This is a genomic window from Ruegeria sp. CDSC051 (genome assembly GCF_059610665.1).
Map to the genome: position 1 here is coordinate 286,434 of NZ_JBXWOC010000003.1, position 25,976 is coordinate 312,409.

Annotated in this window: 26 protein-coding genes and 1 pseudogene; 11 read left to right on the forward strand and 16 right to left on the reverse strand. The window is 55.3% G+C overall.

Features of this window, described 5'->3' with window-relative positions; translation table 11 throughout:
• The 5 genes from AC2FH0_RS09605 to AC2FH0_RS09625 form a co-directional block, all read right to left on the reverse strand.
• Entirely contained in the window at window positions 1–858 is an 858-nt protein-coding gene (locus tag AC2FH0_RS09605; protein WP_271950018.1) for an ABC transporter permease, read from the reverse strand.
• Entirely contained in the window at window positions 855–1,796 is a 942-nt protein-coding gene (locus tag AC2FH0_RS09610; protein ID WP_142637818.1) for an ABC transporter permease, read from the reverse strand. Before AC2FH0_RS09610 ends, AC2FH0_RS09605 begins: the two co-directional genes overlap by 4 nt.
• A gap of 57 nt (window positions 1,797–1,853) precedes the next feature.
• The gene (locus tag AC2FH0_RS09615) at window positions 1,854–3,437 is read right to left on the reverse strand and encodes an ABC transporter substrate-binding protein (protein ID WP_271950020.1); all 1,584 of its coding nucleotides are present in this window, start codon (window positions 3,435–3,437) and stop codon (window positions 1,854–1,856) included.
• A gap of 133 nt (window positions 3,438–3,570) precedes the next feature.
• Window positions 3,571–4,176: a helix-turn-helix domain-containing protein gene (locus AC2FH0_RS09620; protein WP_281973159.1), complete on the reverse strand. Its 606-nt coding sequence runs from the start codon at window positions 4,174–4,176 to the stop codon at window positions 3,571–3,573.
• 159 nt (window positions 4,177–4,335) lie between these two features.
• A complete protein-coding gene (locus tag AC2FH0_RS09625; RefSeq protein ID WP_496789198.1) occupies window positions 4,336–5,037 on the reverse strand; it encodes a GntR family transcriptional regulator in 702 nt (233 codons plus the stop codon).
• A 258-nt stretch (window positions 5,038–5,295) separates the two neighbouring features.
• Between AC2FH0_RS09625 and AC2FH0_RS09630 the strand changes: the two genes are divergently transcribed.
• From AC2FH0_RS09630 to AC2FH0_RS09650, 5 genes are all read left to right on the forward strand, one after another.
• Window positions 5,296–6,258, forward strand: a complete 963-nt coding sequence (locus tag AC2FH0_RS09630) for a dihydrodipicolinate synthase family protein (protein WP_496710567.1) — start codon at window positions 5,296–5,298, stop codon at window positions 6,256–6,258.
• A gap of 9 nt (window positions 6,259–6,267) precedes the next feature.
• A complete protein-coding gene (locus AC2FH0_RS09635) occupies window positions 6,268–7,806 on the forward strand; it encodes an aldehyde dehydrogenase (NADP(+)) (protein WP_496789200.1) in 1,539 nt (512 codons plus the stop codon).
• 198 nt (window positions 7,807–8,004) lie between these two features.
• A complete protein-coding gene (gene dctP, locus AC2FH0_RS09640) occupies window positions 8,005–9,069 on the forward strand; it encodes a TRAP transporter substrate-binding protein DctP (RefSeq protein ID WP_496694008.1) in 1,065 nt (354 codons plus the stop codon).
• Window positions 9,070–9,134: 65 nt separating this feature from the next.
• Window positions 9,135–9,674: a TRAP transporter small permease subunit gene (locus AC2FH0_RS09645; protein WP_142637832.1), complete on the forward strand. Its 540-nt coding sequence runs from the start codon at window positions 9,135–9,137 to the stop codon at window positions 9,672–9,674.
• Window positions 9,671–10,981 (forward strand): TRAP transporter large permease, encoded by a 1,311-nt coding sequence (locus tag AC2FH0_RS09650; RefSeq protein WP_271950034.1) that lies wholly within the window; start codon window positions 9,671–9,673, stop codon window positions 10,979–10,981. Before AC2FH0_RS09645 ends, AC2FH0_RS09650 begins: the two co-directional genes overlap by 4 nt.
• A 54-nt stretch (window positions 10,982–11,035) precedes the next feature.
• Here the strand turns inward: AC2FH0_RS09650 and AC2FH0_RS09655 are convergent, their stop codons facing one another.
• Window positions 11,036–11,395, reverse strand: coding sequence for a winged helix-turn-helix transcriptional regulator (locus AC2FH0_RS09655; protein WP_142637835.1), 360 nt, complete (start codon window positions 11,393–11,395; stop codon window positions 11,036–11,038).
• A gap of 87 nt (window positions 11,396–11,482) precedes the next feature.
• Here AC2FH0_RS09655 and AC2FH0_RS09660 point away from each other — a divergent pair, with 87 nt between their 5' ends.
• Window positions 11,483–12,574 (forward strand): NAD(P)/FAD-dependent oxidoreductase, encoded by a 1,092-nt coding sequence (locus AC2FH0_RS09660; RefSeq protein ID WP_496789202.1) that lies wholly within the window; start codon window positions 11,483–11,485, stop codon window positions 12,572–12,574.
• Window positions 12,575–12,653: 79 nt separating this feature from the next.
• Here the strand turns inward: AC2FH0_RS09660 and AC2FH0_RS09665 are convergent, their stop codons facing one another.
• From AC2FH0_RS09665 to AC2FH0_RS09700, 8 genes are all read right to left on the reverse strand, one after another.
• Complete coding sequence (locus AC2FH0_RS09665; protein WP_496786670.1) at window positions 12,654–13,022, reverse strand: c-type cytochrome; 369 nt, start codon at window positions 13,020–13,022, stop codon at window positions 12,654–12,656.
• Window positions 13,023–13,099: 77 nt separating this feature from the next.
• A complete protein-coding gene (locus AC2FH0_RS09670) occupies window positions 13,100–13,972 on the reverse strand; it encodes a CopD family protein (protein ID WP_496789204.1) in 873 nt (290 codons plus the stop codon).
• Complete coding sequence (locus tag AC2FH0_RS09675) at window positions 13,969–14,310, reverse strand: copper resistance CopC family protein (RefSeq protein WP_496789206.1); 342 nt, start codon at window positions 14,308–14,310, stop codon at window positions 13,969–13,971. Before AC2FH0_RS09675 ends, AC2FH0_RS09670 begins: the two co-directional genes overlap by 4 nt.
• Before the next feature lie 10 nt (window positions 14,311–14,320).
• Window positions 14,321–14,752 carry a c-type cytochrome gene (locus AC2FH0_RS09680; RefSeq protein WP_496789289.1) on the reverse strand — a complete coding sequence of 144 codons (432 nt, stop codon included), beginning with the start codon at window positions 14,750–14,752 and terminating at the stop codon, window positions 14,321–14,323.
• Window positions 14,753–15,886: 1,134 nt separating this feature from the next.
• Window positions 15,887–16,624 (reverse strand): hypothetical protein, encoded by a 738-nt coding sequence (locus tag AC2FH0_RS09685; RefSeq protein ID WP_496789208.1) that lies wholly within the window; start codon window positions 16,622–16,624, stop codon window positions 15,887–15,889.
• Entirely contained in the window at window positions 16,596–16,985 is a 390-nt protein-coding gene (locus AC2FH0_RS09690; protein WP_496693006.1) for a hypothetical protein, read from the reverse strand. The genes AC2FH0_RS09685 and AC2FH0_RS09690 overlap by 29 nt, the downstream gene beginning before the upstream one ends.
• Window positions 16,986–17,031: 46 nt before the next feature.
• Entirely contained in the window at window positions 17,032–17,778 is a 747-nt protein-coding gene (locus tag AC2FH0_RS09695; protein WP_496693007.1) for a M15 family metallopeptidase, read from the reverse strand.
• An 89-nt stretch (window positions 17,779–17,867) separates the two neighbouring features.
• Window positions 17,868–19,079, reverse strand: coding sequence for a caspase family protein (locus AC2FH0_RS09700; RefSeq protein ID WP_496701222.1), 1,212 nt, complete (start codon window positions 19,077–19,079; stop codon window positions 17,868–17,870).
• A 367-nt stretch (window positions 19,080–19,446) separates the two neighbouring features.
• Between AC2FH0_RS09700 and AC2FH0_RS09705 the strand changes: the two genes are divergently transcribed.
• Window positions 19,447–19,842 (forward strand): hypothetical protein, encoded by a 396-nt coding sequence (locus AC2FH0_RS09705; RefSeq protein WP_496789210.1) that lies wholly within the window; start codon window positions 19,447–19,449, stop codon window positions 19,840–19,842.
• Window positions 19,843–19,946: 104 nt separating this feature from the next.
• On the opposite strand, the gene AC2FH0_RS09710 is transcribed toward AC2FH0_RS09705, so the two are convergent.
• On the reverse strand, window positions 19,947–20,894 hold the full coding sequence (locus AC2FH0_RS09710) for a DMT family transporter (protein ID WP_334223312.1): 948 nt from the start codon (window positions 20,892–20,894) through the stop codon (window positions 19,947–19,949).
• A 160-nt stretch (window positions 20,895–21,054) separates the two neighbouring features.
• Window positions 21,055–21,311, reverse strand: a pseudogene (locus tag AC2FH0_RS09715) (site-specific integrase); the annotation flags it as partial.
• Window positions 21,312–21,454: 143 nt separating this feature from the next.
• Between AC2FH0_RS09715 and ehuR the strand changes: the two are divergent.
• From ehuR to AC2FH0_RS09735, 4 genes are all read left to right on the forward strand, one after another.
• Window positions 21,455–22,849, forward strand: coding sequence for a MocR-like ectoine utilization transcription factor EhuR (gene ehuR / locus AC2FH0_RS09720; RefSeq protein ID WP_496789212.1), 1,395 nt, complete (start codon window positions 21,455–21,457; stop codon window positions 22,847–22,849).
• Between the two features lie 95 nt (window positions 22,850–22,944).
• Complete coding sequence (dctP, locus tag AC2FH0_RS09725; protein WP_142637852.1) at window positions 22,945–23,964, forward strand: TRAP transporter substrate-binding protein DctP; 1,020 nt, start codon at window positions 22,945–22,947, stop codon at window positions 23,962–23,964.
• A gap of 138 nt (window positions 23,965–24,102) precedes the next feature.
• Entirely contained in the window at window positions 24,103–24,675 is a 573-nt protein-coding gene (locus AC2FH0_RS09730; RefSeq protein ID WP_142637854.1) for a TRAP transporter small permease, read from the forward strand.
• A 2-nt stretch (window positions 24,676–24,677) separates the two neighbouring features.
• Window positions 24,678–25,964: a TRAP transporter large permease gene (locus tag AC2FH0_RS09735; RefSeq protein ID WP_282027707.1), complete on the forward strand. Its 1,287-nt coding sequence runs from the start codon at window positions 24,678–24,680 to the stop codon at window positions 25,962–25,964.
• Window positions 25,965–25,976 lie beyond the last annotated feature (12 nt).

Here is a 25,976-nt window from a genome sequence, read left to right on the forward strand (position 1 = left end):
CTATCCCCGCGGTCTCAGCAGATCGGCAAGCCCATCGCCCAAAAGCGAAAAGCCAAGGCCGGTCAGAACGATGGCGATGCCAGGCATCAGGCTCAGCCACCAGGCGGTCGAGATAAAGTTGCGCCCTTCGGCGATCAGCACGCCCCATTCGGCCTGCGGTGGTTGCGCCCCCAAACCAAGATAGCCCAGGGATGACCCCAGCAGGATCACCAGCGCCATGTCGGTCATCCAATAGACGATAACCGGCGTTATCGCGTTTGGCAGCAGGTGGCGAAAGATGATGCGCCGGTCAGAATAGCCCATGACCACCCCGGCCGAGGCATAGTCATTCCCCATTTGAGCGATCACCTCGGCCCGCATCAGGCGCGCATAATAGACCCAGTAAACAACTGAAATCGCGATATACATGTTGATCAGGCCCGGCCCTAGAACCGCAACCACGGCAATGACAAGAACCAGGAAAGGAAAGGTTATTACAGCGTCAACGATGCGGCCAAAGATCATGTCCGCGATGCCGCGATAATACCCGACCAGCGCGCCAACCGTTATACCGGTGACCAACGCGAATACAGTCCCGAAAATTGCCATCTGCATGTTGACCTGATAGGCCCAGATGACGCGGGATAGGCTGTCGCGCCCTAACAGATCTGTGCCGAACGGATGTGCCCATGATGGTGGTTGGCGCAGGGCCTGATAGTCGATTGCGCTTGGGTCATAGGGCGCGAATACGCCGGGAAACAGGGCAAGCAGCACCGAAAACCCGATGATGATGCACCCGGCCACAAACCCAGGCTTGCGCAAGGCCCGCTGCATGAAGGTGGGGCGCTGCGAGGTGCTGTTGAAGGTCGCGTCACTCATTGCAGGCGCATCCTTGGGTCAAGGCGACTCTGAAACAGGTCGGTCATCAGGAAAACCACGGAAACCAGAACAGCAAATGTCAGGGTCAGCCCCTGAATCAGGGGGTAGTCGCGGGCAAAGATAGCCTCGAGCATCAGGCGCCCCATTCCGGGCACGGCGAATACGGTTTCGGTGACCAATGTCCCGCTCATCAGATTGCCGATGGACAGGCCCAGCAGGGTTACCGTGGAAATCAGCGCATTGCGCAGGACGTGGCGACCCAGAACCAAACGAGGCGGCAGGCCTTTGGCACGCGCGAACTGAACATATTCGGCGTCCAGAACCTCGATAATCGCGCTGCGCAGGTTCCGCATGATGATGGCCGAGGTGTAAAGCGCTACGGTCACTGAAGGCAGGAACAGGTGATAGAGCCGCTCGGTAAAGGTGTCGCCATATCCTCCGACCGGAAACAGGCGCAGCTGTGCTGCCAGAAAGGTCAACAGAACGAGGCCAATATAGAACACCGGCATCGACAGCCCGATCTGAAAAACGGTGCGGATCACCGCATCAGGCCAGCGCCCCCGGTTGAGCGCAGCAACAAAGGCCAGCGGACCGGCAATCAGCAGCGACAAAACCACCGAATACACGGTCAGGAAGACAGTGATAGGAAGACGGTCAGAAATCACATTGATCACATCCGAGCGCATCAGGATAGACCGACCCAGATCGCCCTGCACGGTATTGGTAAGGAACAGCCAGAATTGCACCAGCATAGGTTCGGTCAACCCAAGCCGTTCACGGATGGCCTGGATGTCGGCGTCCGAGGCACGATCACCGGCCATCGCAATGGCAGGGTCCCCCGGTAGCAATCGAACAAGAAGAAAAATAATAATCATGACCAGGAAAAAGGTCGGGATCATCATCAGGAGTCGTTTGAAGATATAGGACAGGCTGGACAAAGCGAGCTCCGCAAATTTGTCCCGCCGCCTGAAAGCGGCGGGACCAGGGGTCTTACCTTAGCGGCTGACGGTTGCTTGATCGAAGATATTGTTGCCCAGAGGGGTCTGGACATAGCCTTCGACAGCCGAGCCAACTGCAACGGCAAAGGGGGTCTCATACATGAACAGCAGGGGGGCTGCTTCGGCATAGAGCTCTTGCATTCGGGCGAATTTCGCTTTGCGCGCCTCGGCGTCCATTTCACCGGCGGCTTCGTCGAACAGGGTGTTAAACTCGGCGTTTTCCCAGCCGGTTCCTACTGCCTTGGCCGTGGGTGTGTGGCCCAGCCAGCCCACCACCTGACTGGGATCATTTACATCGTTGACCCAGCCATAGGTGTGAATGTCAAACTCACCTGATCGGTTCTTTGCGCCGCGTGTTGCGCCGTCCACTTGCTCGACCACAAGATCGACGCCCAGAGGAGCCCACATCTGCTGAAGCGCCGCAAAGATGGTCGCATCGTCCGCAGAACCTGCCAGCGTGGTAAAGGTGATTTCGGTTCCATCGGCAAACCCGGCCTCGGCCAACAATGCCTTGGCCTTGTCCACGTCATAGCCATAGAGCGGGGTCATGTCGGCGGCATATTGGGTAGCCTTGGCCATCAACGGCGAGCTCATCGGTTGACCCGCGCCATGCAGTACCAGCCCGATCAACGCTTCTTTGTTGGTGCCATAGTTCAGCGCCTGCCGGACGCGGGCGTCGGCCAGTGGGTTGGCAGAACCATCGGCTCGGTTATCGCGCGTATTGATTGGCGAATAGATGATCCGCGTGGACGGATAGAGGTTCATGTTGATGTTAGAATCCTGCTCCAGCTCGGCCACACGGCTGAACGGGATGAATTCTGCGGCATCAACTTCTCCGGCCTGCAAACTCAGGATGCGGGTAGCGTCATCCGGGATGATCTCAAAATGTACGGCATCCAGATAGGGCAGAGCTTTGCCGTCTGCGCCCATGCGCCAATAGTTTTCATTGGCGCAGAAATCCATCGATGCACCTTGTTCAAAGCCACACAGATAGAAGGGGCCAGAGCCTACTCCGGCGGCTGTGGCGGCAAATATCGCAGCGGATTTTTCCTGATCTGTTGCACCTTCTGCGGCCTCAAAGGCCGCTTTGGACACGATTGCCGTGTTGAATGTGGCCAGCATGGACAGGATGGTTGGATCCGGGCTGCCAAGGGCAACCGTGATCGCGTTTCCATCTGCGGTAACCGCGTCGATCGAACCCAGCAAGCCAGCCCAGGGGCTCAGGTCGGGATTGCGCGCTCGGTCGAGGGAAAAGACTACATCGTCACCTGACATGGGCGTACCGTTTGCGAATTTGATCCCCTCGCGCAGGGTCAGCGAAACCGTTTTACCATCGTCAGAGACTGTATAGGTCTCAGCAAGGCCGGGTTCGACGGAATTGCCGTCGGCACTGCTCCGCAGCAGGGTGTCGAACAGGCTGCCGACCATCCAGATATCAGGGTTGCGATCCGCATAGATCGGATCAATCAGGCGCGACCCGTCATAGCGTGCAAAGTTGAGTGTGCCGCCTCTTTCCTGTGCCAAAGCAGGCATGGCCAGGGTGGCGGCAACGGTTAGTCCCAAAACCGTCTTCAATTTCATAATCAGTCCTCCCGCAGAATGAATTCATGCTCGGGGCGACCATATCCGATTCTTAACAATACTAAAGCTTTTTTTAGTGGTGGGTGAAAAATGGCCAAATGTATTTAGGCTGACCTCTGTTCGGTTGGTCAATTTAACTTGCCACAAAGCCGGAATCATTGATCGGAGAGGTTGTTACCCAAAGCTCTACGGCTTCTACGTCCCCCAATACGACTGAGAAATGACGGGTAGATGTGTCGTGGTGAACGACGTCACCTGGCGACATAATGAAAACCTTGTCACCAAGGTGATATTCAAGCCGTCCCGAGATCAGATAGCAAAACGCCTCGCCCTCATGCCGCATCTTTTCGGAAACGTGCCCCGGGGGGCGATGAACGATCTGTGGGTTGAACAATGCACCGGTAAAACCAGGGCCCAGCTTCTCATAAAACCTGCCCCGCATACCCAGGGAATATGTCTGGCGGTTGTCCTTTGCCACATATTCGCTGAACACCTCGGGTACGCTGAGCAGCTTTTCGATGCTGGTTTGAAGTGCCGCGGCAATCGCCATCAGCGAGGTCAGCGAGGGTGAGCTCAGGCCGCGCTCGACCTGAGACAGAAAGCCCGTTGTCAGATCAGAGGTCTGTGCGACCTTGTCCAAAGTCAGGCCCATCGCCTTGCGCCGCCTGCGAATTGCCTGCCCAAGCTCGGTCGGCGTGCCCTTCGGCTTTGATTTGTCGCGCGCGTTTGCTGCGTTCATTCCCTGTCTCCCGGAATCGTGGGTTGCCGCGCATTCAACCGGATCGCAGAGGAAATATCAAAATTTTTTTTAGCAGAGGTAAATTTATTTGGGAAGATCTGGATATAAGCCTTCAAACCCCTCAATTTTTCCAACGGCTTAGTATCTAGCGAAACAGAATCAGAGTTTGATAGCGTGACGCCGATCCGCCGAGATCATGTCGCGGATGTTCTGTACGATTTGTTCCGCATGGGCGCTCGCCAATCGGTCGGCCTCGGTGATGTCCTGGGCCGCTATAGCTGCGATTATGTCGTCGTGTTCCAGGGAATACCGATCCGGTAACCGATCCCCAAAGGACGAATAATAGGGCCGCATGATCCGTTGCCCTTCGTTCAGCAGTCTGCGCGTCAGGCTTTCGTAATATGGGTTGCGCCCTGCTTTGGCGATTGCATTATGAAGCTCTGCATTTTTTGCGATCATGGTCAGAACGTCATTTTTGACAGCTGCATCCGAAAATTCCTGCTGCCGCATGCGAATGTCGCACAGATCCTGGTCCGTTCGGTATTCGGCGGCCAGCCGGGTTGTAACGCGATACATCAGGGTCATCGCATCAAAGAATGTGTGAAGATTCAAAAAGTCTATGGGCGCCACGATGCTCGCGCGGTTCGGCAGTGTCGCCACCAACCCTTCCGATGTCAGCCTGACAAGGGCTTCGCGGATCGGGGTGCGCGACATCGAGAACCGCTCGCTCAGCTTGGCCTCGTCTATGGCGCTGCCGGGCGCAAGGGCGAGGTCGATGATTTCGTCCCGCAGGGTTTCATAGACGAACTGAACGCCTGATCCACGTTTGCGGCCGGCTTCGACCGGCTTTCGTTTTTCCATGTCAGAGCATTCCTTAGCCGCTGGATCGCGGTCCATCTGCGTTCGCATATCAATTTTGCCACACGTACCGGTGCTAAGTCGAGTGTTAATCCCAGCCAAAAACCAGTTGTTTTTCACGTATTTTAGGGCCTTATTCCTTCTTGTCGAAAATTTGTCGACAAATAAAATATTTAAAGTAGACTGACGGCAAGATTACACGAATCCCTAACCCGGTGGGGCAATCCACCGGCCCGGCAAAAAAATACGGAGACCCAAATCGTGAACCCGAATGTCTTTTCCGGATGCATCCCGGCCCTGATGACGCCCTGTCGCGCGGATCGCAGTCCTGACTTTGAGGCGCTTGTGCGTAAAGGTCTTGAGCTGATCGAGACGGGCATGTCCGCGGTTGTCTATTGTGGCTCGATGGGTGATTGGCCCCTTTTGACAGATGCGCAGCGTATGCAGGGCGTCGAGGCGTTGGTCGGGGCTGGTATCCCGGTGATCGTGGGAACAGGCGCGATCAATTCGGCCTTGGCAATCCAGCATGCCGCACACGCGCAGAAAGTGGGCGCCAGCGGATTGATGGTCATTCCACGTGTACTGTCACGCGGCGCGTCCATGACTGCGCAGCGGCACCACTTCAAAGGCATTCTGGCCGCGGCACCGGATCTTCCCGCAGTGATCTACAACAGCCCTTATTACGGATTTACCACCCGTGCGGATCTGTTCTTTGATCTGCGCAAGGACCACCCGAACCTGATCGGTTACAAGGAATTCGGCGGCGCCGAAGATCTGCGCTATGCGTCCGAAAACATCACCAGCGGTGATGACAGTGTTTCCCTGATGGTCGGCGTGGATACCGCGGTGTTCCACGGGATCGTGAATTGTGGCGCAACCGGCGCCATCACTGGGATCGGGAATGTGCTGCCCCATGAGATTCTGCATCTGGTGGATTTGTGTCAGGCGGCGGCCAAGGGCAATGCCAACGCGCGTGCCCGGGCGTTGGAGCTTGAGGCGGCTTTGGGCGTTTTGTCGTCCTTCGACGAAGGCACCGATCTTGTGCTCTACTACAAACACTTAATGGTTATGACGGGTCATCCCGAATACACGCATCATTTCAACGAAACAGATGCCCTTACTGACAGCCAGCGCGGCTATGTTGAACAACAGTTCAGACTGTTCCGTACCTGGTACGAGAACTGGAGCAGTCAGGCCGGTTCTTCGGCGCAAAATGCAGCGTGAGGATTGGGTATGTCGTTGAATAATGGATATGTTTTTCGCGGTCAGCACTTGATTGGCGGTCAGTGGGTTGGAGCTGATGAAAGCTTTGCCTCCAGCCCCGTCTCGGGTGAGGGGAGCAACTTTGCTGCGGGAACGCCTGAGTTGGTTGATCAGGCCTGTACCCTGGCCGAGGCCGCCTTTGGAGATTACGCCAATCGCAGCCGAGGGGATCGAGCCAGATTCCTGAATGCTATCGCGGATGAGGTCGAGGCCCGTGCCGAGGCCATCACCAGCATTGGCAGTGCAGAAACCGGTCTGCCCGAGATGCGTCTTCAAGGCGAGCGGGGACGCACGGTTGGTCAGTTGCGCATGTTTGCCGAATTCGTCCAGGATGGTGCGTATCTAGAGCGCCGCCATGATCTGGCGATGCCGGATCGCCAACCCGCCCCACGTCCTGACATCAAGATGATGCAGCGCCCGGTTGGCCCGGTGGCTGTTTTTGGCGCCTCGAACTTCCCCTTGGCATTTTCGGTTGCCGGAGGTGACACCGCATCGGCACTGGCCGCAGGTTGCCCGGTCGTGGTCAAAGGCCACCCCGCCCATCCGGGCACCGGCGAAATCGTCGCTGATGCCATCCACGCGGCGGCCAGGGCGACCGGTATGCCCGACGGCGTATTCTCATTGGTGCAAGGTGGGGACCGCAGCATCGGAGAAGCATTGGTAAAGCATCCGGCAATCCGTGCCGTGGGCTTTACCGGTGGGCTGGCCGGAGGCAGGGCGCTGTTTGACCTCTGCGCAAGCCGCCCAGACCCGATCCCGTTCTTTGGTGAATTGGGCTCGGTCAATCCGATGTTTGTTCTTCCAAACGCTATGGTCGCCAGAGGTGAAGAGATCGGCAAAGCCTGGGCGGGGTCGATGACCATGGGGGCAGGGCAGTTTTGCACCAATCCGGGCGTTGCCGTGATGATCACAGGCGATGATGCTGACCAATTTATCGATGCTGCAGCGAGTGCCCTGAGTACAGTGCCGTCACAGACCATGCTGACCGATGGGATTGCCGAGGCATTTCGATCCGGCCAATCGCATTTGGCCGAACATCCCGCTGTGCGCACGATCCATCAAGGTTCCACGGCAGGCCGTTCAGCTGAACCGGCGCTCTTCGAAACCGATGCCGAAGCGTTTCTGGCTGATCCCAGCCTCAGCGAAGAAGTGTTTGGGCCCGCATCGCTGATTGTGCGCGTCGGCTCGGAAAAAGAGATGGTTGCCTTGTCAGCCCAGCTGGACGGGCAACTTACGGCCACGATCCAGATGGATGACAGCGACACCGCGCTGGCGCAGCAACTCTTCCCGATCCTGGAGCGCAAGGCCGGGCGGTTGCTGTTCAACGGCTTCCCAACCGGGGTCGAGGTGGTGGGGTCCATGGTCCACGGGGGGCCTTATCCTGCCAGCACGAATTTCGGCGCAACAAGCGTCGGCACAATGGCCATCCGCCGTTGGCTGCGACCCGTAGCATATCAGAACATGCCCGCCGCACTCAGCCCCGAAGATCTGGAAGGCTCGACGCAATAAGCGGTGAACCACAGGGCTGAGGCTGGAAATTTCCTCGGTCATATCAAAGGCTTTGGCCCCGGTGAACGGGGCCGGGCAGGGACACCAAGATCGGCTGTTCCGTATCATCCGCAACACTCTGCCATAGAAGCAGATCACCGGAAATTCCGCGTCATTCGACGTGCAAAATCGGGCTTTGGCCCATAACAGGAGGACAAGATGAAACTCTTCTCGAACTTTGCCGCCCTGGCGGTAACAGCCACGCTTGCAATGCCCGCAAGCGCCGCAGAAATTGAATGGAAGATGACCGCAGCGATTGGTGAAGGTTCATTCTTTTACCAGAACTTCATGGAACGATTTGCGGCTAATGTGGACACACTGACCGCGGGACGCATGCATGTCCAACCTTTTGGCGCGGGCGTTCTGGCCCCGGCCTTCAAGGCGTATGAAGTAGTTCAGGACGGCATCGTCGAAGCCGGACATTCCACGCCGTCTTATCTGGTAAACCAGGACCCGACCAATGCCGTTTTCGCCAGCTTCCCCGGTGGCATGTCCGGCGAGGCGACCCTGCACTGGATCTATGAAGGCGGCGGTGAGCAGATGCTGCAGGATTTCCGCCGCGAAGAAATGGGTCTGCACACGCTGGTCGTTGGGGTCGGTACGTCCGAAGTTATGGCGCATTCGAACGTCAAGATCGAAACAACCAACGATCTGAAGGGCGTCAAATACCGGACCTCGGGCGCATGGGCCGCTGTTCTACAGGACAGCTTTGGCGGCGTTCCGACGGTTGTCCCGGGAAATGAAATCTACACTTTGCTGCAGCGTAAGGGTGTGGACGCGGTCGAATGGTCGACACCAGGAGGCAATATCTCTGAAGGTTTCCACGAGGTTGCGCCCTATATGATCATGCCCGGCGTGCATCAGCCGTCCTTTCTGTGGGAAGTCTTCGTCAAACAGGAAACTTGGGATGCTCTGCCCGAGGATATCAAGCTTCAGGTTACCGCAGCGGCCAAGCTGACAACATACGAAAGCTTCACACATTTCGGTCACGCGGACATTCAAGCCATGGCTGCCTTCCGCGATACCAAAGTTGAAATCATCAACATGGTACCAGCGGAATCCGAAAAGATCCGCGCCGCCGGGCGCGATTGGGCCCGTAGCCAGGCTGCCAAAAAAGCCGAAGACGGAAGCGCCCGGATGCAAGAGGTTCTGGACAGCTACCTCACCTATCAAGCGAACTGGGCCGAGAATTCGGGTTATTTGGTTCGCGACAGCGCCGAATAGGCTCTGCCCTGACATTGGTTGGATGACCGGATATTCGTGCCGGTCATCCGTTTCCGGGGACATACATGACCACTATTCTCAGAGTCATCGACGCGATTGCCGGGGCGCTGGCCCTGCTGGGTCGATGCGTAATTTTTGCCCTGATCGTGGCAATGCTGTACGAGGTTGTTGCTCGCTATGCGTTTGGTGCGCCGACGCTTTGGGCGTTTGATATCTCGTACATGCTGAACGGTTCGGTTTTTCTGCTTGGGGCGGCTTATGCCCTGCGCTGTGACGTGCATGTCAGGATCGACTTTCTGTCTCAGCGTATGCCGATGCGGGCGCAGCAGCTGTTGAACGGTGCTGTCTTTCTGTTGGTCATGACACCGATCACGACCATCTTTGCCTGGGTTGCAAGCAAAAAAGCCTGGAAAGCACTGATCACCGGAGAGGTCGAAAGCGTCAGCCCCTGGGCGCCGGTTGTTTGGCCGTTTTACACGGTCATCGCCGTTGGTCTGGCGGCCTTGGCGCTGCAATTCCTGGCTGAGGCGATCAAGTTGCTTTCGGGGCGCAAGAACCCTGGTGAGGCACCGGGCGAACTGGACGGCATGGAAGAAAACCAATGACACCATTACTGATGTTTGCAGCCCTTTTTGTGTTGGTCTTTGCCGGAGTGCCGGTGGCCTTTTCGCTCATCATCATCTCCGTCGCCTTTGGCTACATGGTGTTCGGTGAGCTGATCTTTTTGCAGCTTTATGGTCCGCTGCTTCATACGGCTTCGAATTTCGTACTGGCAGCAATCCCTCTGTTCATTTTCATGGGGGCGATACTTGAGCGTTCGGGGATCGCGAAACGCCTGTTCTTTGCACTGCAGTTGTGGCTGGGCGGCTTGCCCGGTGGATTAGCGCTGTCGACGATTGCAATGTGCGCGGTTTTCGCCGCCGCATCCGGCGTTGTAGGTGCGGTCGAGATAGTTGTGGGGTTGATGGCCATCCCAGCCATGACCAAAGCGGGTTATCGTAATGACCTCATCGCGGGAACAATCTGTGCAGGGGGCTCACTGGGGACAATAATTCCACCCTCGGTCATTGTGGTCGTCTATGCGTCGATTGCGCAGCTGTCGATTGGCAAGCTGTTTGCCGCATCTATCCTGCCCGGCTTGCTGATGGTGGTGTTCTTCGTGCTTTATATTTTAGTGCGCAGCATGGTCCGACCTGCTGACGCTCCTCCGTTGCCACAGGCAGAGCGCGCGATGTCAACCGGCCGTAAGATGAAGGTGACGTTGACGGCATTGTTGCCCCCGCTGGCATTGATTGTCCTGGTGCTGGGCTCGCTTCTGGCCGGTGTTGCCTCGGCTACCGAAGCTGCCGCAGTCGGGGCCGCCGGTACGATCCTGTTGGCTTTGATGTTTCGGGAACTAAACCTGAAACTGATGTCCGAGGCACTGAATGTGACCCTGCGCATCACCGCTATGATCATGTTGATCGTGGCCGGAGGAACGATGTTCACCAGCATCTTTGCGGTCACCGGAGGCGGACAGCTGGTGCGCGATACCGTTGCCGGGATCGGGTATGGCAATGCCGGTATCATCGCATTCTTTTTGTTGGTGGTTTTTTTCGCGGGCTTTGTACTGGACTGGGTGTCGATCGTTCTGATTTTCATTCCGATCTTTGCCCCGATCGTGAAATCCGCCGGAATTGATCCGATCTGGTTTGCCATGATGGTTCTAGTGGTGATTCAGACTTCGTATCTGACACCGCCAATGGCACCGTCGATTTTCTATCTTCGCTCAATCGCTCCGCGTGACATGAGCTATGGGCAGATGTATCGCGGCGTGTTGCCCTTTGTAGGGGCGCAAATGCTGGTTCTTGTGGTCATCATCCTGATCCCCGAAGTGGCGACATGGTTGCCAGAGATATTGGTCGGGCTTTGACATAGATCTTGGTCTTGCCCCTTCAGATGCCTGGCCCTGGTTCAAGGGGCTGGGTCATCGCCCAAGCTGTTTCGAAAGATCTTTCGGTTCCGGTAACTTGTCCGCATTCTGCGCCGCCCATTGATGCATCTCATACAGCAGTGGAAGCAGGCTTTGACCCAGAGGTGTGAGGCTGTATTCGACATGCGGCGGTATGGTCTTGAAGTCTTTGCGAGAGACAAAGCCCGTCGTCTGCAACTCGGTCAGCTGGCGCGTTAACGTTCGATGCGTGATGCGTCCGAGGTTTCGCTGAAGCTGGTTGAACCGGCAGTCTCCCTGCGAAAGCCAGTAGATGATCAACAGCTTCCATCGACCTGAGATCGCCGAGATCAATGCTTCGATCTGACAATGATCCTCTAACTCATCATGTTTCAAGGCAGTATCCTAGATGACCGTACTTGTTCGTGTGAACGTGCAATTTTAGATAGTGGTCAGAACGTTATGCCGCAACGGGGGGACCCAATGGCGAAGAAGAAAATTGTGATCATTGGCGGGGGCTATGTCGGGTTTGAAGTTGCCCGGGAACTGGACGCTTGCGCGGACGTCACCCTGATTGAGCAACGCGAAGCGTTCGTGCATCCGCCTGCAGCGATCCGCGCGCTGGTTGAACCCGCCTTGCTGGACCAGATCATCCTGCCATACGACAATCTGCTGCTATCGGGTAAGGTCGTGCGCGGGCGCGCCGTTTCGGTTTCTGAAACCGAGGTCACTTTAGAATCTGGAGCTGTCTTTCCGGCGGACTATATCCTGATCGCCACCGGATCATCCTATGCAGCGCCGTTCAAGCCGTCGGGTGGCAGCATTGCGGATTTTCAGCAAGCGAGCAAAGACGTCAGCGCGCAACTGGCCAAGGCGAATTCAGTTGTGATCGTAGGGGCAGGCGCTGTCGGGACAGAGCTTGCGGGCGAAACCGCCTCGGCACATCCGGGTAAATCCATCACCCTGGTTTCGTCGGATGATACCTTGTTTCCCAAATACCCGGCCAAGCTAGGCGCGCAGCTCAAAGGTAAATTGGAACGGCTGGGCGTCACTGTCATTCTCGGCCAGAGGGCGCAGGATTTACGCCATTTGGATCGGCCCTACGAAGGATCCGTGAGCTTGACCGACGGTAGAGTGATTGCGGCCGATCTGGTATTTCCGGTGGTTGGATCGAAACCCCAATCGTCTTTGGTTCAAAGCCTTCCGGGCGTGTCGGCTGATGCATTGGGTAGGGTCAAAACCGACAAATGGTTGCGACCGTCAAGCTATCCGAATGTCTTCGTCGGCGGTGACATTGCCGACATTGGCGACGGAATGACAATCGTAGCAACGGCACGGCAGAATCCGTGGCTGATCAAAACGCTTAAGAAAGTAATCGAGGGCGCACCCGTCGAAAGTCAGAAACCCTACGCGCCCTGGAAAAAAGCACCAATTCTGGTGCCCCTTGGGCCGGTCATCGGAAGCAGCTGGCTTTTTGTGACAGTGGGTGACTGGATCACACGCAAGATAAAGGGGAAAGATATTTTCATTCCCAAATATCGAAAGGCTTTTGGGATTTCGAGCTCGGGAAAATAGTTCCTTCTGAGCATTGCGATTTGCCAACGTTCAGGCATCCCACTCGGATGATATCTGTGACATTCGTGTTGGCCTGCCTCTAGTCGTGTGCGAGGTTGCGACTGGCTTGTACCTGCTGAATATCTTTCGGCCATGTGGAACGGATATAAGCCAGAACATCCCATATGCCGTCATCAGTCAAAGTGCCTTCGAAACCCGGCATGCCACTGTTGAAATTCTTGACGCCGCGTGCGGCCAGTGTCTTTGCACCGCCGAATTTGGTGTAGTCAAACAAAAGCAGGCTATCATGGTGCCATGTGTGCCCGGTCACGTCATGTGGTGGCGCAGGCATCACACTGTCTTCACCCGGTGTTTGCCAGTTGGGTTGGCCTTCCAGGTTAACGCCGTGGCACGCGGCGCATTGATCTACGTAGAGCCTCTGTCCATTCGCCACGTCTCTGTCTGTCAACGTATGATCCGCGGCAACGCTGGAATAAATGCTGCATAGGACCAAAATAAATAAGTGCCTGGTCATCTCCACCCACCTCAATTCGGAAGCGTCAGAACGGTTGTTAGTGTCGCCGTAGTTGTCAGCACCGCCAGAACGATCAGCGCCTCAACTTCGATGGAACGGGCGAGGTGCTGCGCCGCCTTGGTATCTCCGTCTAGCATTGCCGGAACAAATCGAAGCTTGTTCGCGGCGGCTAGGATCAATAGCAGCCCTACAAATAGTACTTTGAGCAACAGGGCCTGCCCATAACCAGTGGAGATGAGCGCTCGGAGATCACCAACAAGCAACCAAGCCATCCAGAAACCTGCGACGATCAATGCGGGTACCATTAGTGCCGCAGCTTGGCCAAACCTATGCCCAAGTGCAGCAGCGTCTGCAATTTGCTCAGGTTGAAGAGCCATACTCCGCAGCGGGCTGAAGATGCCTACCCAGAAAGCTACACAGAGCAGGTGTGCTAGTAACAAGAGTTGGGTACCAAAATTCTCTAGATCCGATAGGTGCCCGATCTGTGCAAAGGACCACAGAGCCATCGTGCCACCCACAAGTGCGATCCCTAAACCAAAGCGCGGAACAGACAATCCGACAAGGATCATTGCTGCGCCTATCACTCGATAAACAAATACATCGCCTACGGATGTCTGCCAGAGTAATCCAAGCATCTCGGGGTCGACCAGCCCATCCGCTCCGCCCGTCAAGAGGGCTCCACGAAGCATGAACCCCAGTGCCGTCGCAATGAGAGCAAGCCATGCCAAGGCCATGGATTGGCGTTTCATCGCCAGGCTTATCGGTGTGACCAAGCTGGAATAGAGACACTTAACGACCACAAGGCCAGTGGCCCCCGCAAAGCCGATATAGAGTGCTAGCTTTGCGAGGATTGCAGCAATTCCCCAGATGTCTGGCATGCTCATTCCACAGTAAAGGTAAACGCGCCCTGCATCGCATGACCGTCCTCACCTAAACCGCGCCACTCGATGACATAGGTGCCCGCGCCATTGCCTGGCAATGGAATTTTGAACTTCTGAGCAAATCTTGCCTGGTCGCCCAAATCCAGTCGTACTGCCCCGTGTTCTTCGTGTGCCATCTCTATCCGGGTCAGCCGGATGTCTTTCGAGAAATTGAGGCCAACTTCAGCAGGCACAGTCGTTACTGTGGTTCCGTCTGCAGGTGTTGTTTCTGTGACCTTGGAATGCGCCAGCGCAAAACCGGGGAGCGCAGCCAAGAGTATAAGCATTACAATCTTCTTCATGGGCCTATCCTCAATTTATTCCGTTGGCGCGCTGGATTTCACGAATGTAGGCGATCACCATAGCGACGTCACCTCGCGTCAAGCCGTCGACGGGCGGCATGTCTCCAAACTGCCAATGGTGACTTCTTACACCCTGTGAAACCGCCCTCTGAAACGCTTCATCAGCGTGGTGACTAGGTTCGTATATCTTGTGGATCAGCGGCGGTCCTGCGCCGTCAATTCCGACCGCGTTGACACCGTGGCAAGTGGCACAGGAGGCATCAAAGACCCGCTGGCCGATTGCTGCATTGCCCTCAATAGGTGGCAACTGAATTGCGACTAGGTCGACTCTTGAAACTGTCGCCTGAGGGCTGGATTCTTCGATTGGGTCTGAACGAAAAACTATGAAAGCGGCAACAGCCGAGACGACGCAAGCGCCGATTAACAAGTGACTTTTCTTCATGGGTTGAACCTGACTTTGTAGAAGCTGGAAGTGCTGCGGCACATCGCAAACAGCCGCAAGGGCCGGTCACTTAGGCGCGCGCGGATTTTGGCAGCTTCAAAGGTCAGGGGGTCTGTAGGGGCTATCTGGTTCAGTCAACTTGGATTGGGATCCAATCTGGAACTCTCGGTCAAGCTGATATTGATTCCACACGACTTGGCTGTTCTGCGAGATCAGTACGACGGCTTGGCAAAGCGAAGGGTTACACTCTCCGGCTCCGGCACTATCCGTGTCGTGCTGGCTGCTTTGGGCCGAGATGTCAGGGATGCTTTTCACCGCGGCGGAGTGTCCTGCCGATTGCATATGGTCCCCGCAATGAAGCCCGACGCAGGCATGAGACTCGCTAACAAATCCGGCCAGAATGACCAGAAGACTCGTCAATAGCGCAAATGTGTATCGTCGGATGACCATGATTCCGGACGCTAATGCAGCGGAACACACAAGACAACGCCTACAGCTTCATTATGCCCCACGCCGTTCTAAAGGAAATTACAACGCTGATATTCGTGATGGGGCATTCCCCGCTCTTGTCCGTCGCGCGATTCTCATCAAATGCAGAGAGTCCGGGTCTATTTTGATTTCTATCAGTTGGGCCAAGCAACTGATTAGCGGCCAAACGGCAACACAGGTCGCAGCAGTGCCAACGCCGACGATCGGATAGTAGAGGAACTTACTCTGGGATTCAGTGGTCGCATCAATCTTCTGGAAGGTTAGTCACATCGTATTTGCTTTGTGCATTGGCCGTTGTTCGATTTGCTGCATTTCAATCCGTCGAATAGTCGAGGTCTTCTCGCCACTCTCGCAGCAAATACTCCAAGTTGGAATATGGTTTCCCAAGACCTGCTCATCGACGCGTGAGTTTGTGTATTGATCCAGATGTTGTAACTGCCCTTGCTGGCGAGAGCATCGGTCTGGCCAGCTACCAGCGATATTCTGGCGAAACTCATGTCTGACACGCTGCGGTGTCTGGCTGGGGTGGGCAGCGCTGGTTGCGAACGTAGCATCGCGCGCGGGTGGGGAATGTCTCTTTTGGGCCGACATTATCTTTATTGGGAAAAGTTGGTCCTCAGTATATGCGCCGTTTCGTGACATCGTTCATGGGCTTGCAAAGCTGATTGCCAGCGCTTCTACCGCGTCCCCGTAGGTTGGGTATAGACCGGCGCGTTGTTCAAAGGCGTAGGCCTGAAAATAGTCCCAAAATAAGGTCACTTCCGTTCCAAAATAGTCTTTGAGCAAAGGAGTATTGCAAAGGTCGGCGCGTAAACAAAATTCAACCTCGCTGAAAAATACAACTACTGTGTCGATCTGCGCTTCGATTTCTTTGAGTGTATCTGCATCGCCTGTTTTGAGATTTTCTAATAGGTTAGCCCCGATCTGCTTACGGGCCAGTTGCCGGGCTCGCTCGGGCAAGTCCGCGGGTACTTCGCCCGCAGCTTTGATTGCGGGGATCAGAACGTTGCCTAGTTGGGTGTATGTTTCGCGTGCACCGGTTTTCTGCCAGTCCGACATCAACTCGATGGAGCGCTCCTTTTTTGTGTCGAGGTAACCCTGATAGAAGTTCAACGCCGAGACCCCGGCGGAGGCGGCAATAGCGATCAGTGATAAAAGGCGAAAGGTGCTTTCAATTCGTTCCCATGCGGTTTTAGGCGCGGGGGCCGTGTCGGCGGTGGCAATGCGGCGGCCAAGCGGGCCGTCGTCTCCTGGTTCGACATCCTCGTCCGCCTGTACAGGTTCAAGAACACCGGAAAGTTCGGCTGCGCCCGGGTCCAGATCATTGGAACGCGTACGCCTAATCGACCGTTTGTCAGTTGGAGCAGTCAACGCGGACCTCAAATGTCAGTGTTTTGTCCTTTTCGAATTGCGCGGTTTCGACCTCGCGCGCAAGACAATCAAGCGCCGGTTCGGGTATTAGAAACGCCTGGTCCAGCTGCACCGGCCCCCCTCCATCGGTTTGCACGTCCGGAAGCGCAGTCGCACTGCGATCTAAACCACATGCGGACAAATCAACAAGGTGCACCTCTGAGTTGTTCTGTGATGCCGCCAAGCGTTCGTCGTTCAGCCGCTTGAGATAGCATTTCGCGAGCAGTTCGTTCAAAGTGACCTTTTCGGCGCAAAACCCGCAATCCGCAAAAACCGGCGGTGCGACGAGGGCACACGCGATGCAAATGGAGGCCGCTGATGTCAGGTTCTTCATTGTGTGTGTCCACCCAGGAGTCTTGACAGACAAGGATAAGCGCGACTCAGTTGTTTTGTGAACCCGTTTTGAGGCGTGCGTATAAGATGAGTTCGGGTCGGTACTCAAAGTGCATTCCATCGAAGTGGTGCCATTTGCCTCCCCAGATAAACCCAAAGCGTTCCATTTGCTGAACGAGCGCAACTGGGTATTGATTTTCGTAGGCCCCGGCGTTGCCTTCAGGAGCGCCTGACCAGCGCCAATAGCCGCCAAGCTGCGTGTTGAAGTCGACCGCGATACCAAAACTGTGCGCGCTTAGCCGTGGCGTGCCAGCGATACGGCGCCAGTTAAAGCTTCCGCCGACTTGGGTGAAATATGGGTCAAAATCCTCACCACTGGCAGCCATCGCATCGAACGCAGCTTGTAATTGATGTGCAGCGCAGTGGTGGCTGTTCAAGGCAAAACGGGCGCGGCGCTTCGGCCCCTGGTATTCTGCGCGCCAGAGCCGGGCTGCAACCTGAGTTTCTGTTTGCCCATAAAGTGCGCGGAAGAAGGCGTCGTTGCGGGCGCGGCCTGGATCGAACCAGGGTGTGTCACGCGCCGCGAGGTCAAAGGCCAGCGGATAAATCTGTGCGAACTGGTCGGTGATGGAGGCGTTCGCCAGCCGTTCCTTCGGCGGACCGTTATGAGCCGCGCCAAGTGGCAGCGTCTGGCCGCCCGTTGTTAGCGTTTTCGCTGCTTCGTCGACGGTCAGGCCGGGATATGCGGTCTCAAGTGCTGTGGCGATTGCGGACCGACCCTGCGGTAATGGCATCGCCAGAAAATCGCGGGGGACGCAGCCATCTGCACGCGCAAAACTCGGCAAGAGTCCAAGCGCAAGAGAGACAGCGACTAGCCGCGATATTAGCATCCATTGGCCCTTTCGAGCGCTTGCAGACGCTGCACCTCGCCTTGTTCGGCTGCTGTCAGGCGCGGGTTTCGAGTGGTGCATTGGCTTGTGTCAAAGGCAGCCCGCGCACGCGTGGACTGAAAGCAGAAGCCGTTGTTATGAAAGATGAGGTTGCGCGAGTACCAAAGCTGTTCGCAGGTGCTGGGCGGCGAAGGCACTGGTGCCACGGCCCTTTCGGCGGGTTGGGTAGCGGCACTGAGCGTGTCGATCCGATCCTGAGCAGCGGCGGCATAGATGGGGCAGCCCGCGTGCATGGTCATGAACGCTTCCAGCGCGGAGGTGCTAGACGTGGTTTGTAGCACCTCCCAGTCAGCGCGTGCCGCGTCGCATGGGCTGATCTGAGGGGCAGAGGGTTGGGGCGTTGGAACAGTTACTGGGAGCGGGGCGGGGCCGCCGCGCTCAAAGGTAAATGTGCCCTGTAGCTGGTCGTAGTAAGCTGGGAACTGGTTGTGGTTCACACTGGCAGCCAGTTTACGCACGTCGGTCCGCACAAGGCGCACTAGCTCGTTCAGAGGTAGGCCGGGTGTGGTCATCCGCTCCAGCAGGGAGCGAGTGAAGACCGAGTTGGGGTTTGGGTCATTGTCCGACAGTCGGTCCAGCGCAGTCTGGCCTGTACCGGCAGAAAAGAGGACGAAGGCCCCTTCGGCCGGTTCCATTCGCGATAGCCCGCTCGAGCGGCCCACGGACCGGGTACCTTGGGTGGGGAATGGGTTGTCGCGGCAGGCATCGAGTATCATCAGTGCCACGCGCGCACCGCGGGACTGGATTACATCAAGGATCTGGTCAGCAGCGATGCTTTCGCCGGTCACAAAATCTTCTTCGCCCGGACGCACTTGGGGTACGTCGGTGGGCAGCAGGTAATTGCGACCTTCTACTTCGATGCCGTGTCCTGCAAAGTAGAACACTACCTCGTCGCCAGGACTGATCTGGCGAGAGAAATCTACAAGGCCGCGCCGCAGGTCCAGCCGCTCGGGGTCGATCAGTTCGGTGACCACAAATCCGAGTTCGCTCAGCGTGGCAGAGACGGCTCGAGCGTCATTGCCTGCCTTTTGCAGGTCGTTAATATTTTCATAGCTGTCGATCCCAATAACCATCGCCAGCCGTTCCTCGGCAGTGGCGAGCGAACCGCATAGCAGTGTGGCGGCGATCCACATAAATAAACGCAAAACGGTCTCCTTAACGTTTGTCGTACCGCTCTGAATTTAAGGCTAACGTGTGTGTGAGGTCGTGTCCAACTTCACCTAGAAAGCCGGGCGGAGCGTTGTCCACATTTTTGACAATGTCGACATCCAGAGAAATGGATGATGCAAATCTTTGCTTTCGCTGCTGCGCTGAAGTTGGATGTCCGCTCCGACGCGCAGAACCTCACTGGAACCAGCCAAGTTCCAGCCGTGCGGTGCCATTAATTTGGGGCAACGTAGTGGTCTGAGGGTGCTGGTGTTTCTGCTTCTTTGACCCGCGTTCAGGCGCGCTTATTGAGAACTTTGAACCAAAGATATATTTTGACCGGATTGCGAACGAAAAGGAAAGTTCATGATCAGAACTACTGCACTGGCGCTCTTAGCGCTCCTCTCGGCAACCTCGGCATTCGCAACTGTCGGGCTGTATTGCGAGGCCCCTGATGGATCAGGCGCTGTATTTGATGTCGGATTGGGAACTGTCCCTGGTCTCGCAGTCGTAAGCGCGACCATTCACGCAGACGGCAAACACTGGAGCCTTACTGAAGTCGATGGTGCGATACCAATCATCGTGGCACAGGGGGCCGATGTCGATATGCGTACTGTAATCGACTTTGCCGATCCCGAATACAGTCGGATCGTTGCCTCGGTTCGATTGATAACCGCTGTCGAAAGAGACAAATCCGTCACTGTAGGCACGCTCACGATTCCGGAAATCGGTGCCTTCCCGCTGGTTTGCGAAGGGCCGTAGCCGTCCGATTTTGTGCAGTGTACCAGGGCTAGCTCGGCGGAAGCGGTCATCCCAAATTCTGCTTTGCTCAAATGTCTGAAATTTGGCCGAGAGCGAGAGTAGTTTTAGATTGGAGGTGCTGCACGTTCTGTGACCAATTGTCTGGCTACGACTCTTTCGCGATGAATCATGTACAGCCCTGCACTGATGATGATTGCAATACCAAGTAGGCTAAGCGTGTTCGGAAAGTCATTGAAGACAAGATAGCCGAACAGGGTCGCAACTGGCAGCTCAAAGTACTGCAAAGGTGCCAATGTGGCTGAAGGCGCGAACGAAAGCGCATAGGTCATCATCATGTGGCTCACCGTTGCAAAAAAACCAGCTCCCAAAAGCCACAACAAAGCGATGTCTGTCGGCCAAACAGGATCGAACAGCTCCGAACCAGAGCCTTGCGCAAATATTAAGATTGGAATGGAAAACAGGCTGGCAATCAGGCCAGTGTGGAATTGCAGAGCCACGGGATGCATCCGACGCGACAATCCTCGCGTCACAAGAATGTAGAAAGCGAAAGCAACTGCCGTACCAAGCGGAATTATTGCAACCGCGCCGAAGGCCGCGAAACTGGGCTGGATGACGAACATTACCCCAACAAACCCGACAAGAGCTGCCCCGACACGACGCGGACCTACGTCTTCACCAAGGTAAAACTTACCAACCAACAAGACAATGAACGGGGCCACAAACACGATTGCCAACGCATCGGCGAGTGGCATCACACGGATGGCAGCAATGAAGCAAAAAGTTGCGAACAGCAAAAGTAATGAGCGGAATGCGAGTACGATCAATTTGCCTCGCGCTACATGCAACGACAGCCCCATTATCCAGACGAACGGGGCCATCAACACGCACTGCACTACAAAGCGAGCAGCCGTAATCTGCCCAACTGGTACGCTAGCCGACGCGAGTTTTGCAGCTACGTCCAGCAAAGGAGCGGTGAGGCAAAATCCAAGCATCAGTGCAACTCCTGCAAGGATGCGATCCGTAGATTGAGGTATGGAATCAGCCGAGGACATCTCATCTTGTAGAAACGTCGCTAAACGCGTGTCTGTTCTCTATGCGACGCGGAGCAAAAATCCCTCAACTTGCGAGTTGGGGGTGGGTTAGAATTTGCGCTAGAAACGAACAGCAGGTTCGATGAGATGCGCAGCAGCAGATGGCCGGTTCAAAATTGGTCTACAAGCTCTTGATCTCGATTGCTGCTGCGATGGCAAAGGCGTCTTCAAGCTCGACGCTCAGATGCCGAACCGTGCTTACCATCTTTGCATGACCCAAGAGCAACTGAATCGCCCGAAGACTTCCTGTCTTTTCTTGTAGAACTGCGTGACTTTGGTCCGGCGCATTGATGGAGTTCCTTAGGCGCTGGCCTCGAAGCCAATGGGCTTCATCCAGTCCCGGACAATCCGCGCATACTGACGTGTTGAGATCTTCAGGAAAACTAAGTGATAGATCCACGGTCACAGCAATTACTTTCTTTTCAAGGGAGACACATAGAAAAAGCTGTAATTCCGACCCCTGTGAAGCTCTTGGTGATTGATCTGCTTGTTCGCGAATTCGAATTGGTTACTATTGTCGCATGACAAATTGGAAACCATCCCGAGATACGCTGAGTTCACCGCTGCATACGAGCCTTGCCACGATGATTGCAGGCGCGATCGAAGACGGCAGTTTGTCACCTGGACAGAAATTACCCACACACCGGAAACTGGCCGATGACCTGAGGTTGAGCGTTAATACCGTCAGCAAAGCTTACGACATTCTGCGTCGCCAAAACCTGATCGATGGTCAGATTGGGCGTGGCAGCTATGTTGTCGATACTGACAAAACCGACGGACAGCCATTCAAGTTGGAGTCAGAACCTCGAAACTTGTTCGACATGTCGATTTCGCGCCCCTTGTTTAATGGCCTGCATGTTGAGGCGATGCAATCAACGCTGAGGACTTTGCATGCTGGGCTCGACCCGGCCATATATCTTTCTACACGTCCGAATGTAGGCCACGCGACTCACCGAAAAACGGGAGTCAAATGGCTTTCACATTGCGGCCTCGAGACAAATGCAGATTCAGTCCTCATGACGAATGGGGTAACGCATGGAATGTCGGCAGCAATGTCTGCGATATTGCGTCCTGGCGACGTCATTCTGTCAGATATGGTCACGCATCACCTCTTGGTTTCGAGTGTCGCATATTTCGGATACCGACATGTTGGCCTTGAAACTGATGAGCACGGAATCCTGCCCGATGCATTGGAAAGGGCGTGCGTTGATAAGTCACCTAAGGCATTGTATTTATTACCATCTCTTGCCAACCCTAATGTACATATGATGCCAGAGGAACGTCGGCGCCAAATTGCTGCAATCGCCCGCAAACATAGGCTGCATATTATTGAAAACGATGCGTTTGGTCCGGTCGCAGCGGATCGCCAGCCGCCTGTTTCGATGTTCGCACCAGAACTGTCGGTCTACCTGACAACGTTCACCAAATGCACGGTCAGCGGGTTGCGTGCGGGTTATGCCGTTGCTCCGGACCATTTGCTTCCTGCATTGACAGCGAGACTGATCGTATTTGGTTGGATGGCAACGCCGCTGATCTGCGAACTTGCCTCACGCTGGGTGGAAGATGGCACAGCACAAGCGCTGGCGGATTGGCAGCGCGCGGAAATTGTCAAGCGGTATCACATAGCAACGCAAGAGCTTGCTGGTTTTAAATGGACGGGCCATCCGGCCAGTTTGCATCTTTGGTTGCAGCTCCCTCCAGATTGGGATTCCAACAGTTTTGTCGCCCATGCCCGCGAACTAAATGTTGCGGTGTCCCCCGAAAGCCCATTCCTTTCTCCCAAGGCTACCCCAACAAATGCAGTGCGCATTTCGGTGGGAAGCATTCGCGAAATCGAACGTTTTCGCCAAGCTCTGAAGCTTCTGGCCGGTTTACTTTTGCGCCCACGCGAGCCTTTGCCGCAATTCGCTTACTAGAATGTAGCGCAACAATATAATAATTGACTCGCAGTACAATCTTCGGGATGTGGTGGAACATCACTAACAAAGAAGGTGATATCTGGGAGGATATGATGACCAAGACTGCACGTTTTACCCTGCGCGTCTGCGCACCCCTTGCTGCTGCATTGCTAACCTCAACTGCCGCTTATGCGGACAATTGGCGCTATGCTATGGAAGAGGGGCTGACAGATCCGCAAGGCCTGTACGCCACCAAGTTCAAAGAGGAAATCGAAGCCAACTCGGATCACACAGTCCAGATTTATCCTGTGGGTACGCTTGGTGAATCGGCCGACGCCATGGAGCAGGCCCAGGCTGGATTGCTGCAGTTCATTGATCAATCTCCAGGTTTCACCGGTGCGTTGATCCCAGAGGCCGAAGCCTTTCTGGTGCCATATATCCAGCCGACGGACCCTCAAGTCGTGCGCAAGTTTTTCAAAGAAGGCGTCGCTGTAAACGAGATGTTCCACGATATCTATCGCGAACAGGGATTGGAATTGTTGTCGGTGTTCCCGGAAGGTGAAATGGTGGTCACCACAATGGAGGAATTTCGGACACCTGCCGATTTGGAAGGTATGAAAATTCGGACCATGACCTCACCATTGCTTTTGGAGACTTACACGGCCTTTGGCGCTTCCCCGATTGCCATGCCTTGGGGCGAGTTGATCGGCGGACTGAAAACTAAAATGGTTGACGGGCAAGAAAACCCGGCAATTTGGATCGAGGCCTATGATCTGGATAACCTGACTAATGTGATGACCTATACCGGACATGGTCAGTACACGACTGCTGTGATGGCAAATGCAGAGTTTTACGACGCGCTAAGCGATGCGGACAAAGAACTTGTTCAGAATGCGTCGCAAGTCGCACTCGATTATATTCTTGATGTTGCCGTCGAACTGGATGCAACCGGTCTGGCAAAAATTCAGGAGAGCAATCCGGGCTACACAATAAACCGGCTAACCGAGGAAGAGCGTGCACCCTTTAAAGAACGTGCAAAAGCGGTCGAAGCAGCCTTTGTCGAAAGAGCGGGCGAACGTGGCGCTGCCATCCTCGAGCAAATGAAGAAGGATCTAGCGGCTGCGCAGCAGTAGCGCTTTGCCACAGGCATCCATCACGTTTGCGATGTGTTCATCTGAAAAATCGGTGCAGGCCCAGAACCATAGTTCGGGCCTGCAATTTGGAAATAGTAAACCGGCGATCAGCCTATGTTGCGAATGTTCGGGGGGAATATGAGCGAAACGACGCAGAAAAAGTCGGGCCTTGCCGGAATTGTTGATGGCATTGACAAGGGGATCGCTGCGCTTGAGCGGGTGATCATGGCCACAGGCGTCATTCTGATGGCAGTCAACACCATCGCAAATGTCATCAGCCGGTTTGTTTTCAACCACTCCATTATATTCGCCGAAGAGTTGAACAGTATATTCATATTGTTGGTGACATTTGCTGGTATCGGCTACGCCGCGCGCCATGGTCGGCATATCCGCATGTCCGCCATCTCAGACGCGTTACCCGAACGGGTCAGAAAAATCTTGATGGTTGTAGTCACGGGAGTCACCGCTGTGCTGTTGCTGCTCTTGGCGTGGTACGCTGTGCAATACATCATCAGCATGTACGCCAAGGGGCGGGTCTATCCCGCCCTCGGATTCCCTGTTTATCTCAGCTACATCTGGGTGCCGATTGGGCTGTTTGTGACCGGGGTTCAATACGCGCTCACTTTCATCAAAAACCTTCAGGAACCTGAAATCTACCTGTCAACTGATCTGCGAGAAGCAGATGCGCGGGAACTGGAAGTGGAGCTTTAACCATGGCACTCTTAATGTTTTCCGCAATGGTTGTCCTGCTGCTTATGGGGTTTCCGATGATGGTTCCCCTCATTGCCGGCGCGTTCATCGGCGTGATCGAGCTGTTTGGCACAATCGACAAAACCGAGTTTATGATTCAGCAAATGTTGGGTGGTATCCGGCCCTCTTCATTGATCGCCGTGCCTATGTTCATTCTGGCAGCGGATATCATGACACGTGGCCAGTCCGCAGGGCGGCTGATTGATATGGTCATGGCCTTTGTTCGCCATGTTCGAGGGGGGTTGGCCGTCAGTACAGCTGCGGCTTGCGCATTGTTCGGTGCCGTGTCCGGGTCCACCCAAGCCACGGTCGTTGCGGTGGGAACGCCACTCAGGCCCCGAATGCTGAAAGGTGGCTACAAGGATTCTTTCATTTTGGCCCTGATCGTCAACTCAAGTGACATCGCGTTCCTGATCCCGCCCAGTATTGGGATGATCATCTACGGTGTAGTTGCCAAGGCCTCCATCCCTGAACTGTTCATCGCGGGCATAGGGCCCGGATTGTTAATCCTGTTCATGTTCTCGGTCTACAGTATGATCTACGCCAAAATAAATGACGTCCCCACTGAACCGGCCGCCACATGGTGCGAACGCGCGGCAGCGGTGAAACGGGCCTTGTGGCCGCTGGGTTTCCCGGTTCTGATCATCGGCGGCATCTTCTTCGGCGTTTTCAGCCCGACCGAAGCCGCAGCAATCAGCGTGGCCTATGCGGTGTTGCTGGAAGTCTTCATTTTCAAAACAATGAAAATCACCGGCCTATACCAGGTCGCCCTGTCAACGGGCATGGTAACGGCGGTAGTTTTTATTTTGGTGGGTGCAGGTGCTGCCTTTGCCTGGGTTCTGTCATTCGCGCAGATACCGCAACAGATATTGGGCGCTCTTGGCATTGATGAAATGGGGCAGATCGGCGTCCTATTCACAATTGCGATTGCGTTCTTCATCGGCTGTATGTTCGTGGATCCCATCGTGGTCATCTTGATCTTTGTTCCGATCTTTGCGCCCGTGGTCGAGAAAACCGGGCTGGACCCAATTCTGGTCGGCACTTTGATCACATTGCAGGCCGCCATCGGCTCGGCCACCCCGCCGTTCGGATGCGATATCTTCACAGCGGTTGCGGTGTTCAAACGTCCCTATCTGGAAGTAATCAGAGGAACGCCGCCTTTCGTGATCATGCTTTTGAGTGTCTCGGTCTTGATGATCTTCTTCCCGCAGGTGGCACTGTTTTTGCGCGACATCGCCTTTAACAAATAAAAGGAGCGACAA